Below are 11922 nucleotides of genomic sequence, written 5' to 3'. Positions count from 1 at the left end.
CGAGGCGATGGTCACAGCTCGCGCTCGCACGAGGTTACCGGGGGCCGGTACGGTCCCGCGACGGTTCATCGATCCCGTGCAACAAACCGTGACGTCCCGCCCATGCCCGGATCGCCGCAGCGAGTTCGAGGGGCGCCTGGTTCTGCACCGCGTGCCGCGCGGTGACCGTCACGATCTCGGCGTCCGGCAGGCGCTCGGCGAACGCGGCGTGCAGCTTCGGTGAGACGTACCCGCGGTCGCCGCGGACGAGCAGGATCGGCACCCGCAGGGCCTCGAGGTCGGGCCAGGCGTCGGCGAAGCGCCCCACCGACGACGTGCGGCCGGCGGGCAGGTGCGGGAAGTGGTGCCGCCGGACGAGCGCGCCGTCGTCGCCGAGCCGCGTGGTGTGGCGGGCCTCGCGCAGCAGCACGTGCCGGTCGTCGCCGACGCGTGCCTCGATCGCCCGGTCGACGACCTGGTCCAACGTGGCGAAGGGCTCCTCGGCCTCGAGCGCCCGGGCGATCCGGTCGACCGCCCGCTGTGCGAAGTCCGGCGACATGTCGACGAGCACGAGCCCGGTGACCCGCTCCGGTGCCGTGGCCGCGAGCCGTGCCGACAGGATCGCGCCGAGGGAGTGCCCGACGACGATCCCCGGCGGGACCTGCAGGGCGTCGAGCGCGGCGAGCACGGTCGGCGCCGTCACGGACGCCCCGTAGTCCGCGTCGTCCCGCCACGACGACCGGCCGTGTCCCGGCAGGTCCAGGGCGACCGCCGGCTCGCCGACGGCGAGCGCGGTCTGGTCGAAGCTGTGGGCGTCGATGCCGAGGCCGTGCAGGTAGGTGATCCGGGCCTCCCGGTCTCCCCACCGGATGGCGGACGTCTCCTGTCCGTCGTGGGTGCGGACCACCTGCCTGGAGGCGCGGAGCGGCTCCGTCACGCCGCTCGCGCGGGCGAGGGCGGCCAGGTCTGCGAATTCGTCGTCGGAGGCATCGGGCACGGAAGCGATCTTCGCACCGTCGGCGGGGTCTGGAGCTGTTAGGTAAGGCATGCCATACTCGGATCCGTGGCAACCCGGTACCGCGTCTTCTCCGTCCGTGTGGCAGCGGTCACGTCCCTCACCCCGCACTTCGTCCGGGTGACGCTGACGGGCGATGCCCTGGCGGACTTCTCCTCGGTCGGGCTCGACCAACGGATCAAGGTCGTGCTGCCGCTGGACGGCGTGGGCTTCTCCGAACTGCCGGAGGACGAGGACTGGTACACCGCCTGGCGTGCCCTGCCGGACGCGGAACGGAACCCGCTGCGCACGTACACGGTCCGCTCGTTCCGGCCCGACGCCCGTGAGCTCGACATCGACTTCGTCGCGCACGGCGACGCCGGACCCGCATCGCGGTGGGTGTCGTCCTGCCGCGTCGGTGACGAGCTCCGGATCGTCGGGCCCCGCGTGCCGGAGTCGCCCGAGGACCTGCCGACCGGTGCCGCCGAGTTCGCACCCGGGCACGCGAACCGCATCCTGCTCGCCGGGGACGAGACCGCCGCCCCGGCCATCTGCGCCATCCTCGAAGCGCTCGACGTCTCGACCGTCGGCCACGTCTTCATCGAGGTGCCGACCGACGCCGACCGGCTGCCCGTGACCGCGCCCGCCGGGGTCGAGGTCCGCTGGATCGCCCGGAACGGCGCGACGCACGGCGTCCGCATGACCGACCAGGTGCACGCCTGGGCGTCGACGGTCGTCGCCGGTTCCGCGTCCGTCGCCGGTCCTGCGTCCGTCGCCGGTCCCGCCTGCGGGGACGCCGTCGAGCTGACCGACGTCGACGTCGACGAGCAGGTGCTCTGGGACGTCCCCGCGCCGGTGGACGAGCGTCCGGTGTACGCGTGGATCGCGGGGGAGGCCGGCTGCGTCAAGGAGCTCCGTCGGCACCTGGTGCGCGGCGTCGGGATCGACCGGAAGCAGGTCGCGTTCATGGGGTACTGGCGGCACGGCAAGGCCGAGAACTGAACGCCGCAGCCGAGCTCCCCACGACCGCGTTGGGCGTGCGTGGGCTGACGCTCGCGTACGACGACCGCATCGTGGTGGACGCGCTCGACGTGGACGTCCCCGACGGCGAACTGACCGTCATCGTCGGCCCGAACGCGTGCGGCAAGTCGACGCTGCTGAAGTCGTTCGCTCGCACCCTCAAGCCGCGCGCCGGCACCGTGTACCTCGACGGCGCGCCGATCGACTCGTACCGACCGAAGGCCGTGGCCCGGCGGGTCGGCATGCTCCCGCAGACGCCGATCGCCCCCGACGGCATCACCGTCCGCGACCTGGTGTCCCGCGGGCGCTTCCCGCACCAGGACCTGCTGCACCCGTCCTCCGGGTCCGACCGGCGGGCCGTGCAGGCCGCCCTCGAGCAGACCGAGACCCTCGATCTGGCCGACCGCAGCGTCGACGAGCTCTCCGGCGGGCAGCGGCAACGGGTGTGGATCGCGATGGTCCTGGCGCAGGAGACCGACATCGTGCTCCTCGACGAGCCCACGACGTTCCTCGACATCGCCCACCAGTACGACGTGCTCGAACTGGCCTCCGCGCTGCACGCCGCCGGTCGGACGGTCGTCGCGGTGCTGCACGACCTGAACCAGGCGGCGCGCTACGCCACCCACGTCATCGCGATGCGCCAGGGGTCGATCGTGGCCGCGGGGCCGCCGTCGTCCGTGCTCACCGCCGACCTGGTGGAGGACGTCTTCGGTCTGCCGTGCGTGGTCGTCCCCGACCCCGAGACCGGCACGCCCCTCATCGTCCCGCGTCGCCCCGCCGCAGCCTGACGCCCGCCCGCCCGCGCGCCCGGCCCCGCCGCCGCCACGCCCGGGCCGGTTCCCCGAGGTTCCGAAATCTCGGCATCTCACCGCGCCCACGAGTCGCCCGTGGAACCTCGGCGGGACGCACGCGGCATGTCGTGGAACCTCGGCGGCAGGGGGAGCCATCGTCCTCGCCGACGCAGGGGCTCAGCGGTAGCCGCCGTCCTCCAGGCCGGCCTCGACCTCGAAGCGGTTCCGGAGCGGGTCACGGCCGGCGGCGGCGTACAGCACGGGCATGAGCATGCCGTACCGCCGCCACTGCGCGACGTGCACCCGCTCGTGCCGGAGCACCCTGGGCCCGTCGTTGTCGCGGGTCAGGTAGACCGAGCCCACGCAGGTGCCACCGCGGCGGAACACCCACCGCGGCAGCCCCGTGCAGACGATCAACCCGTCGACGACCCGGACGGGCCCGGTCGACAGCGGCAGGCCCACCGCGAGGCCGACCGCTGTCGCGAACAGCCAGCCCGCGCGGGACACCGGGGAGTCCAGGAGCGGGTTGCGCACCCCTACTCCGGTCGACCGTAGGTCTCGAGCAGGCGGAGCCAGATCTCGTTCATCGTCGGGTAGGCCGGCACCGCGTGCCAGAGGCGGTCGACCGGGACCTCGCCGACGACCGCGATCGTCGCCGCGTGCAGCATCTCGGCGACGTCCTGGCCGACGAAGGTGACCCCGACGACGACCCCGCGGTCCTCGTCGACGACCATCTTGGCTCGCCCGGTGTACCCGTCGGCCTGCAGTGCGGACCCCGCGACCCCGCCGAGGTCGTACTCCACGGCACGGACGTTCAGCCCCTGCTCGCGGGCGGCACGCTCGGTCAGGCCGACGCTCGCGACCTCGGGGTCGGTGAAGGTGACCTGGGGGACCGCGGTGTGGTCTGCCGTCGCGACGTGGGCGCCCCACGGCTCGGTGTGCAGCGGCGTGCCCTGGTACCGGGCCGCGATGGCCTCGCCGGCTGCGCGGGCCTGGTACTTGCCCTGGTGGGTGAGGAGCGCGCGGTGGTTGGCGTCGCCGACGGCGTACAGCCAGTCGGTGCCGTGCACGAGCATGGTGTCGTCGACCTCGAGCCAGTCACCGGCGGTGAGCCCGACGGACTCGAGCCCCAGGTCGGCGGTGTGCGGGGTGCGGCCGGTGGCGGCCAGGACCTCGCTCGTGATGACGGTGGTGTCGTCGTCGAGTGTGGTGGTGACGAGCCCGTGCTCGTCGCGGTCGACCCGCACGGGGCTGACACCGGTGCGGACGTCGACGCCGAGTTCGCGGAGCGCGTCGGTGACGAGCTCGCCGGCGAACGGCTCCATGCCGCCGAGCAGCCCGTGGCGGGCGACGAGGGTGACCTTCGCACCGAGCGACGCCCAGGCGGTGGCGAGCTCGGAGCCGGCGACGCCGCCGCCGATCACGAGCAGGCTCTCCGGCACCTGCTGGGCGCTGGTGCCCTCGCGCGTGCCCCACGGCTTCGCGTCGGCGAGTCCCGGCACGTCGGGGAGCGCGTGCAGCGACCCGGTCACGACCGCGACGGCGGCGCGGGCCGTGTGCGTCTCGCCGCCGACCTCGATCGTCTTCTCACCGGTGATGCGGGCGTGGCCGCGGATCAGGGCGATGTCGGCGGACTCGAGCCAGGACACCTGGCCGTCGTCCTTCCAGTCCGAGGTGAACGAGTTGCGGCGCGCGAGCACGTGGGCCGCGTCGAGTTCGCCGGTGACGGCCTGCTTCGCACCGTCCAGGCGCTTCGCCGCGGCCAGGGCGTGGCCGCTGCGCAACAGTGCCTTCGACGGCATGCACGCCCAGTAGGAGCACTCGCCGCCGACCAGTTCGGACTCCACGATCGCGACCGCCAGGCCGCGCTTGTGGGCGTAGTCCGCCACGTTCTCGCCGACTGCGCCGGCGCCGATCACGATGAGGTCGTAGTCCGTCATGGGCCCGAGCGTACGCGGACCGGCATGGGGTGCGCCCGGCGCGCCGGTTCGGTTCTCAGGCCACCCGGGAGGCGCTGGTCAACGCCCCGACGACGCGCAGGATCACGCCGAGGTCGTCCACTGCACGGTCCGGGTCGACGGGAGCGAATCCGGTGAGCGCGGCGCCGGCCAGGCGCCGGCCGCGGGTCGCGGCCTGGATCCGCTCGACCAGACCGGCGCCGTCGAGTCCGAACGGCACGGGTTCGAGCAGGCCGTCGACCTCGGACGGGTCGAGGACGTCGAGGTCGACGTGCACGAACACCGACGTGGCACCGGTGGCGTCGACGGCGGCGGCGAGGGCGTCCGGGGTGGCCGCGTCGACGTCGAGCCGGGCGATCCCGGCACGGTCGAGCGCTGCTTCCTCGGCGTCGTCGAGACCCCGGACCCCTGCGACCACGACCGACGAGGCGAGGAGCACGGGCAGGGCGGGGAAGAGCTCGTCGGCGCGGTCGACGAGGATCCGCAGGGCTGCGGTCTCCGCGGCGACGGGTTGCGCACGATTGAGTGGCCGGTACCCGCTGGACCCCGCGATCCGCACGAACGCGGTGTCGGGGCCGAGGCCCACGGTCGCGCCGAGGACGCTCGCACCGTCCCCGCCGACCACGAGGACCGGTTCGCTCGCGACGCCGGTCTCCTCTGCCACGCGGTCGGCGACGGCGAGCACGGAGGTGTAGCGGGCGACGGCCGTCTCGAGGCGGTCGCCGGCGCCGGTGGGGACGTCGACCACGGTGGTGGACGCTCGGGGGAGGTCGGCCGCGATCGCGGTCGCTCCGTCCCCGAGGCGCATCGCGCGCGACGACGCCGAACCCTGCCACTGACCGACCACGAGGAACTGCATCGTCTCAGTCTGTCAGGTGGGGTCCGGCGTCGTCCGGGAAGGTCAGAGGCTCGACGAGCCGCCGGACTTCAGCGCGGCGAGTCGTGCTTCGACCTCGGCGTCCTTGCCCACGTCCTCGAGGCTCTCGAACTGGGCGTCGAGGCTCGACGACTGCAGCTCCTGCTGCCCGAGGACCTTCGCTTCTTCACGACGGACCTTCTCCTCGAAGCGACCGAGGTCGCTCGTCGGGTCGAGCACGTCGATGTTGCCGAGCGCGTCGTTGACCTTGGACTGCGCTTCGGCCGTCTTGGAGCGGGCGACGAGGTTGTCGCGCTTCGCCCGGAGTTCCTCGAGCTTCTGCTCCATGCCGGCGAGCCCGGTCTTGAGCTTCTCCACCGCTTCGTTCTGCGAGGCGAGGTTCGGCTCGGCGTCCTTGACCTCCTGCTCGGCAGCGATCTGCTTGCCGATCGCGATCTTGGCGAGGTTGTCGAACTTGTCCGCCTCGGCCGTCTTGCCCTCGGCGCGGTACTTGTCCGCGGCGGAGGACGCGTTGGCCGCCTTCTGGCCCCACTCGGTCGAGGCCCGCTTGTCCTCTTCGTGGTCCTGCTCGAGCAGACGGACGTTGCCGATGGTCTGCGCGATCGCCGTCTTCGCGTCGGCGATGTTGTTCGTGTAGTCGCGCACGAGCTGGTCCAGCATCTTCTGCGGGTCCTCGGCGTCGTCGATGAGCTGGTTGATGTTTGCCCGCACGAGGGTGGAGATGCGGCCGAAGATCGTCTGCTTTGCCATTGCTGTTCCCTTTCCTGGAAGGTCTGACGTGGTGTGTCTGGTCTGTCGGGTGTGTGGTCTGTTCGTCGGCTGGGACGGGGTCAGAAGCGGCCGCCGCCGGAGAACCCGCCTCCGCCGCCTCCGCCGCCCCCACCACCGAAGCCGCCGCCCCCGCCGAAGCCCCCGCCGCCGCCCCCGAAGGAACCGCCGCCGAAGCTGCCGCCGCGGCCGCCGAGCAGGCCGCCGAGCACGATGCCGGTGACGAGGCCGCCGAGCTGTGCCCCGTTGCCGCCGCCACCGCCGAAGCCGCCGCCACCGCCGCCCCAGCCGCCCATGTCGCCGTTCGCGGCGTCCATCGCGGCGGCCGCGTACTGCTCTGCGGCGCGTGCGGCCTGCAGAGCCTGTCCGGGATCGGTCGTGGCGAGCTGCACGGCGTCGTCGAGGGCGCGCTCGGCCTCGGACAACCGGGTGCGGGCGGTCGGCCCGATGCCGCCGCGGTGCAGCGAGATGTACTCCCGCGCCTGGCTGATCCGGTTCCGGGCGTCGCGCAGGGCGTCGTCGAGCGCTCGGGACGCCCGGCGCTGCTGCTCCTCGGCACCGCGGGCTGCGGCGATGGCCTGGTCGATCTCGGTGTTCGCCTTGGTGAGGGCGTCGACCGCGGCGACCGGGTCCTTCGGGTCGAGGCCCTGTCGGAGCACGGTCTGCGCCCGTGTGACGGCGGCGGCGAGGTCGGGACCGCCGACGGTGAGCGTCCGGGCCGCCGCGACGTCGCCCTCGATGTCGATGCGCATCGCCTCGGCGCGCGCCGTTGCCTCGGCGAACGACCCCTCGGCGGCGATCGCGCTGTTCGTGAGCTGTTGCACCTGCGCCAGTGCGTGCTGGGCGTCACGCACGGCGACCACGGCCTCGCCCTTGTCGCCCGCGGCGATCGCCGCGGTGGCCGCGTTCGAGCGCTCGGTGGCGTAGGAGAGGACCTGGTGGGCCTGGTCGACGTTGTCGGACACGGTGGCGAGGGTTCGGCCGGTGTACCGCGACCGGACGCGGTCGAGGGCTGCTGCTGCCGCGCCGACCGAAGCCGGGGCGGCCGCCACTGCCTGGGCCAGTGCGACCGCAGCGTCGTCGACGCCGTCCTCGAGCGACCGGAGTTGGTCGAAGGCCTCGGTCTGCTCCTCGATCGAGGCGTGCGCCTGCTGGCAGATCGCGATGATCTGGTTCGCCCAGTCGGCCCGCTGCTGGGGGGAGTCGGGGATCTCGTCGTCGAGCTGCTGCCGGAACGTGAAGGCCTTGCGTACGGCCTGCTGTGCGGCGGCGACGGCGTCGGCGAAGGGCTTCGCGGCGTCGGGACCGAACTGCGCCGTGGCGAACCCGACCTCCTGCTCGGCGGTGCGGAGTTCGTCGTCGATGGTGACGAGCGCTCCGCCCGCGGTGCGTTCGAGGTCGGCGAGGGACTCCTGCTGCGCCTTGGTGGCCGCGGCGGTCCTGCGCTTGTTGCGGGTGCGGATGACGATCACGACGACCACCAGGCCGACGACGATGACGAGCAGCAGGACCCAGAGCCAGGTCAGGTCCGGCGGCGCCTGGGTGTCGGTCAGGCCGTTCGCGAACGCCACGGCCGCGCCGGACCAGTCGCCCTGCTTCAGCTCGGGGAGCAGTGCGTCGTTCACGGCGCTCTGCACGTCGGACTCGGAGATGGCGGTCTCGTTGGTCTGCTGGACGTCGTAGTTGCGCTCGTCGACCGCGACGGACAGGAGGATGCCGTCCGTGTCGATCTGGTTCCGGTCCATGACCGCGGAGCCCCATGCGGTGTGGTCCGTCGGATCGGTGAACGTCGGCACGAACACCACGTACAGCTGCGTCTGGGTCTCGGCGTACAGGTCCTGCACGGCCTGTTCGACCTGCGCCTGCTGCGACGAACTGAGGGCGTCGGCTTCGTCGAGGACGTACGCCCCACCCAGGTCGACGGGTGCCGTGGCCTGCGCGGTCGCTGCCGGAGCCAGGACGATCAGCATCGCCACGACCGCTGCCGTGACGCGACCCCAGAGCCGCGCTGTCCCCCGTTCCGTGCTCGACCCGCCTGTGCCCGATCCGTGCTGGACCGTTCGCATCCGTCCTCCGTCCGTCACCGGTCGGCGCCGTCGACACCGCACCGAACCGCGCCCTGTGTGCGCCGTCGCCCGGAGTCTATCCAGGCCCCGGAGCGCACGGACAGACTCCCGGTGAACCCTGTGGACAAGCCGATCCATGGGTGTCTTGTCCCCCGAGCCGGGGTATGCTGACGGCACTGTTCGACGACGAACGGAAGGGAACAGCAATGGAGCGAACCACGAGTACCGAGGTCGTCCCGCTCGAGGACGGCTACCACCGCGTGTCGACGCCGGCGACCGGCGTGATCGGCTTCGTGCGCGAGCACGACGGCCGCTACGAGGTGCTGCGCGGACGCGTCCGCCAGGCGACCCGATCCGAGGGTCTCTACAGCACCATGAACGTCGCACTCATCGCGCTCACGCACGCGTAGCGACACGGCTCTGGACCGGCCATCCGCGCACCGTAGGCTGCGTGCGTGGGTGAGTCGGGCCTCCAGACCGTCGTCGTGACGCTGTGCGCGCCCGGTCCGGACCGCGCTGCCGACCGGGAGGCCCTGATCGCCGCCGTCGCGTCGGCGTCCGGTTCCGAGGCGGCCGAGGTGCGCGCGGGGCGCGTCTGCCCGCACTGCGGCGGGACCGACCACGGTCGTCCGTGGGCCACGGTGCGCGGCACCGGCTACGGCGTCAGCGTGTCGCGCACGACCGGGGCAGTCGCCATCGCGGTCGCTCCCGGCTCGGTCGGCGTCGACGTCGAGCGCGTGTCCCGCGTCGCCGCGGCGCCGCTCGACGCCTTCACGTCCGGTGAACGCGATCGTTCGGCGGGTGAGGTCGGCCTGCTCGCGGCCTGCTGGGCGGCGAAGGAGGCCGTGCTGAAGCGCGACGGCCGGGGCCTGCGCGTCGACCCGAGCTCGGTGGACGTCGACGTCGCGGCCGGGTCCGCGCGCTTCGAGGGGGTCGACCACGCCGTCACGGTCTTCCGACCGGCAGCCGACCTGGTGCTCGTCGTCGCGGCCGGCGGGCTGCCCGTCGTGGTCGAGGGGACGGTCAGCGGGGGAGCGTGAGCACCGCTGCGCCGTCCTCGGTGATCGCGATGGTGTGCTCGGTGTGGGCCGTCCGGGCTCCGGTGGCGCTGCGCAGCGTCCATCCGTCGGGGTCGGTGACGAGCACGTCGGTGTCGGCCATCACCCACGGCTCGAGCGCGAGCAGGAGCCCCGGCCGGAGCGTGTAGCCGCGACCCGCGCGGCCGGTGTTCGACACGTGCGGGTCCTGGTGCATGGTCGAACCGATGCCGTGGCCGCCGAACTCGACGTTGACCGGGTATCCCGCGGCCTCGAGCACGGTGCCGATGGCGTGCGACAGGTCCCCGGTGCGCGCACCGGGTCCGGCGGCGGCGATCCCGGCGGCGAGGGCGCGCTCGGTGGCGTCGATGAGGGCGAGGTCCTCGTCGCGCGGGGTCCCGACGACGAAGCTGACGGCGGCGTCGGCGGCGATGCCGTCGAGGGACACCGCGAGGTCGAGGGTGAGCAGGTCGCCGTCGGCGAGGGCCCGGTCGTGCGGCAGCCCGTGCAGCACGGCGTCGTTCACGGCGGTGCAGATGTGGTGGCCGAACGGACCGCGGCCGAACGAGGGTGCGTAGTCGACGTAGCAGGAGTCGGCACCGGCGTCCTCGATCATCCGCTTCGCCCACCGGTCGATGTCGAGCAGGTTCGTGCCGACGCGGGTCCGTTCGCGCAGGGTCTGCAGGATGGTGCCCACGAGGGCTCCGGTGGCGCGGGCCTTGTCGACCTCGGCGGGCGTCAGGATCTCGATCACGCGGATGATCATACCGGTATTACTATGTGGGTATGGTCCGTCTCCCGCTCAGCCCCGACGAGGTCGCGCGCGGCCGCCGTCTCGGTGCGCTGCTCCGTCGTGCCCGTGGTCCACGGTCGATCGTCGACACCGCCCTCGCTGCCGGGATCTCGCCCGAGACGCTCCGCAAGATCGAGACCGGGCGCATCGCGACGCCGGCGTTCTCGACCATCGCATCCGTCGCCGGCGTGGTCGGACTGTCGCTCGACGCCGTGTGGTCCGAGGTCAGCTGCGACCCGGCCGACGGCGAACTGGCGGGCTAGCCGACCGGGCGGCGGAGCCCGATAGCCGACCGGGCAGCGGAGCCCGCTAGTCGACGCGCGGCGCGGGCAGCGCCGGAACCGACGCCTGGTCGATCCACGGGCCGGTGACCGCACGGACGTCCGCGACGGGACGGCCGGCGGCGTCCGCGAACGCCCCGAGCACGTCGGGCACCGTCACCGAACCGTGCCGGTGTCGTTCGGTGATGCTGCGCAGCCCGGTGAAGAACGCGTCGTCGCCGAACGTGCGGCGGACGGCGTGCAGGGCGAGGGCGCCGCGCTTGTAGACGCGGTCGTCGAACATGTCCTTCGCACCGGGGTCCCCGACGACGAGGTCCTCGGGCTGGTCGAGCAGGCCCTGCCGGTACTCCGCCGCGAGCGTGTCGGCGGTGTCGCCACCGCGTTCCTCGGACCAGAGCCACTCGGCGTAGCAGGCGAACCCCTCGTGCAGCCAGATGTCCTGCCAGCGCGCGACCGTCACCGAGTTGCCGAACCACTGGTGCGCGAGCTCGTGCGCGATGAGCCGGTCGGTGCCGTGCTCGCCGTCGACGTGGTTGCGGCCGAACACCGCCAGCCCGTGGGCTTCGAGCGGGATCTCGAGCTCGTCGTCGGTGACCACGACGCCGTACGCCGCGAACGGGTACGGGCCGAAGCGGTCGGAGAACAGCGCGAGCATCTCCGGCACCTGACCGAAGTCGGTCTTCGCGGCGGTCGCCAGGTCGGCGGGGTGGTGCAGGGTGACGGGGACGACGGCGCCGCGGAGCCTCGTCGTGCGGTACCGGCCGATCTGCACCGTCGCCAGGTACGTCGCCATCGGCTCGGTGGTGGCGTAGGTCCAGCGGGTGCCGATCCGGTCGCGTTCCTTGCCGAGCAGTTCGCCGTTCGCCAGGACGTCGTACGCGGCCTCGGCGGCGATCTCGAACCGGTAGGTCGCCTTGTCGTCCGGTCGGTCGTTGCACGGGAACCACGAGGGTGCCCCGGTCGGCTGGGCCGCGACGATGACGCCGTCGGTGAGCTCCTCCCACCCGACCTGACCCCAGGCGCTGCGCACGGGGCGCGGGTTGCCGCGGTACTTCAGGTGCACGGTGAACGTCGTGCCGGCCGCGATCGGGGACGCCGGGGTGACGGTGACCTTGTGCACGGCGTTCGACACCTTCTTCGCGCGGGCACCGTCGACGTCGGCGCGCTCGACGCTCAGGCCGTGCAGGTCGACCACGATCTTGTCCAGCGGCTCGAGGGCGCGCGCGGTGATCGTCGCGGTGCCGTCGAGGCGGTTCGTGGCGACGCGGTAGTCGAGGCGGAGGTCGTAGTGCTCGGCGCTCCAGCGTCGGTCGCCGCTGTGCGGGGTGTACGGGTCGGCAGCGGAGGTGTTCGGCACG

Annotated in this window: 13 protein-coding genes; 5 read left to right on the top strand and 8 right to left on the bottom strand. The window is 72.9% G+C overall.

Annotated elements, in window-relative coordinates; translation table 11 throughout:
* Positions 1–34: 34 nt before the first annotated feature.
* The gene (locus ACGH48_RS11280; RefSeq protein ID WP_396288652.1) at positions 35–976 is read right to left on the bottom strand and encodes an alpha/beta fold hydrolase; all 942 of its coding nucleotides are present in this window, start codon (positions 974–976) and stop codon (positions 35–37) included.
* A 66-nt stretch (positions 977–1042) separates the two neighbouring features.
* On the opposite strand from ACGH48_RS11280, the gene ACGH48_RS11275 reads away from it, so the two are divergent.
* Both ACGH48_RS11275 and ACGH48_RS11270 read left to right on the top strand, forming a co-directional pair.
* Entirely contained in the window at positions 1043–1975 is a 933-nt protein-coding gene (locus ACGH48_RS11275) for a siderophore-interacting protein (protein ID WP_396288650.1), read from the top strand.
* 29 nt (positions 1976–2004) lie between these two features.
* Positions 2005–2781 (top strand): ABC transporter ATP-binding protein, encoded by a 777-nt coding sequence (locus tag ACGH48_RS11270; protein ID WP_395871593.1) that lies wholly within the window; start codon positions 2005–2007, stop codon positions 2779–2781.
* 180 nt (positions 2782–2961) lie between these two features.
* Here the strand turns inward: ACGH48_RS11270 and ACGH48_RS11265 are convergent, their stop codons facing one another.
* The 5 genes from ACGH48_RS11265 to ACGH48_RS11245 all read right to left on the bottom strand — a co-directional run bounded on the left by ACGH48_RS11265 (position 2962) and on the right by ACGH48_RS11245 (position 8357).
* A complete protein-coding gene (locus ACGH48_RS11265) occupies positions 2962–3318 on the bottom strand; it encodes a Fe-S oxidoreductase (RefSeq protein ID WP_123312375.1) in 357 nt (118 codons plus the stop codon).
* Positions 3319–3320: 2 nt separating this feature from the next.
* The gene (locus ACGH48_RS11260) at positions 3321–4724 is read right to left on the bottom strand and encodes a dihydrolipoyl dehydrogenase family protein (protein WP_396288648.1); all 1404 of its coding nucleotides are present in this window, start codon (positions 4722–4724) and stop codon (positions 3321–3323) included.
* Between the two features lie 55 nt (positions 4725–4779).
* Positions 4780–5601, bottom strand: a complete 822-nt coding sequence (locus tag ACGH48_RS11255) for an arginase family protein (RefSeq protein WP_396288646.1) — start codon at positions 5599–5601, stop codon at positions 4780–4782.
* Between the two features lie 42 nt (positions 5602–5643).
* Positions 5644–6369 (bottom strand): PspA/IM30 family protein, encoded by a 726-nt coding sequence (locus ACGH48_RS11250; protein ID WP_123312378.1) that lies wholly within the window; start codon positions 6367–6369, stop codon positions 5644–5646.
* A gap of 80 nt (positions 6370–6449) precedes the next feature.
* The gene (locus tag ACGH48_RS11245) at positions 6450–8357 is read right to left on the bottom strand and encodes a TPM domain-containing protein (protein ID WP_396291126.1); all 1908 of its coding nucleotides are present in this window, start codon (positions 8355–8357) and stop codon (positions 6450–6452) included.
* Positions 8358–8659: 302 nt separating this feature from the next.
* On the opposite strand from ACGH48_RS11245, the gene ACGH48_RS11240 reads away from it, so the two are divergent.
* Together ACGH48_RS11240 and ACGH48_RS11235 are read left to right on the top strand one after the other, a co-directional pair.
* Positions 8660–8863, top strand: a complete 204-nt coding sequence (locus ACGH48_RS11240) for a hypothetical protein (RefSeq protein ID WP_071255966.1) — start codon at positions 8660–8662, stop codon at positions 8861–8863.
* Between the two features lie 45 nt (positions 8864–8908).
* Entirely contained in the window at positions 8909–9493 is a 585-nt protein-coding gene (locus ACGH48_RS11235; RefSeq protein ID WP_396288644.1) for a 4'-phosphopantetheinyl transferase family protein, read from the top strand.
* On the opposite strand, the gene map is transcribed toward ACGH48_RS11235, so the two are convergent.
* Positions 9477–10244, bottom strand: coding sequence for a type I methionyl aminopeptidase (gene map / locus ACGH48_RS11230; RefSeq protein ID WP_396288642.1), 768 nt, complete (start codon positions 10242–10244; stop codon positions 9477–9479). The genes ACGH48_RS11235 and map overlap by 17 nt on opposite strands.
* A 32-nt stretch (positions 10245–10276) precedes the next feature.
* On the opposite strand from map, the gene ACGH48_RS11225 reads away from it, so the two are divergent.
* On the top strand, positions 10277–10546 hold the full coding sequence (locus tag ACGH48_RS11225; RefSeq protein WP_123312382.1) for a helix-turn-helix domain-containing protein: 270 nt from the start codon (positions 10277–10279) through the stop codon (positions 10544–10546).
* Between the two features lie 46 nt (positions 10547–10592).
* On the opposite strand, the gene ACGH48_RS11220 is transcribed toward ACGH48_RS11225, so the two are convergent.
* Positions 10593–11921 (bottom strand): M1 family metallopeptidase, encoded by a 1329-nt coding sequence (locus ACGH48_RS11220; protein WP_396288640.1) that lies wholly within the window; start codon positions 11919–11921, stop codon positions 10593–10595.
* Position 11922: the final 1 nt, after the last annotated feature.

The organism is Curtobacterium pomorum (genome assembly GCF_044497295.1).
In the GTDB taxonomy this organism is placed as follows: Bacteria; Actinomycetota; Actinomycetes; order Actinomycetales; family Microbacteriaceae; genus Curtobacterium.
This window is presented reverse-complemented; position numbering and strand designations above follow the sequence as displayed.

What these genes read in the sequence shown, in the direction of transcription:
- ACGH48_RS11260 (WP_396288648.1), bottom strand. Translation starts at nt 4,724, where the DNA reads ATGACGGACTACGACCTCATCGTGATCGGCGCCGGCGCAGTCGGCGAG.
- ACGH48_RS11225 (WP_123312382.1), top strand. Translation starts at nt 10,277, where the DNA reads ATGGTCCGTCTCCCGCTCAGCCCCGACGAGGTCGCGCGCGGCCGCCGT.
- ACGH48_RS11240 (WP_071255966.1), top strand. Translation starts at nt 8,660, where the DNA reads ATGGAGCGAACCACGAGTACCGAGGTCGTCCCGCTCGAGGACGGCTAC.
- ACGH48_RS11255 (WP_396288646.1), bottom strand. Translation starts at nt 5,601, where the DNA reads ATGCAGTTCCTCGTGGTCGGTCAGTGGCAGGGTTCGGCGTCGTCGCGC.
- ACGH48_RS11250 (WP_123312378.1), bottom strand. Translation starts at nt 6,369, where the DNA reads ATGGCAAAGCAGACGATCTTCGGCCGCATCTCCACCCTCGTGCGGGCA.
- ACGH48_RS11245 (WP_396291126.1), bottom strand. Translation starts at nt 8,357, where the DNA reads ATGCTGATCGTCCTGGCTCCGGCAGCGACCGCGCAGGCCACGGCACCC.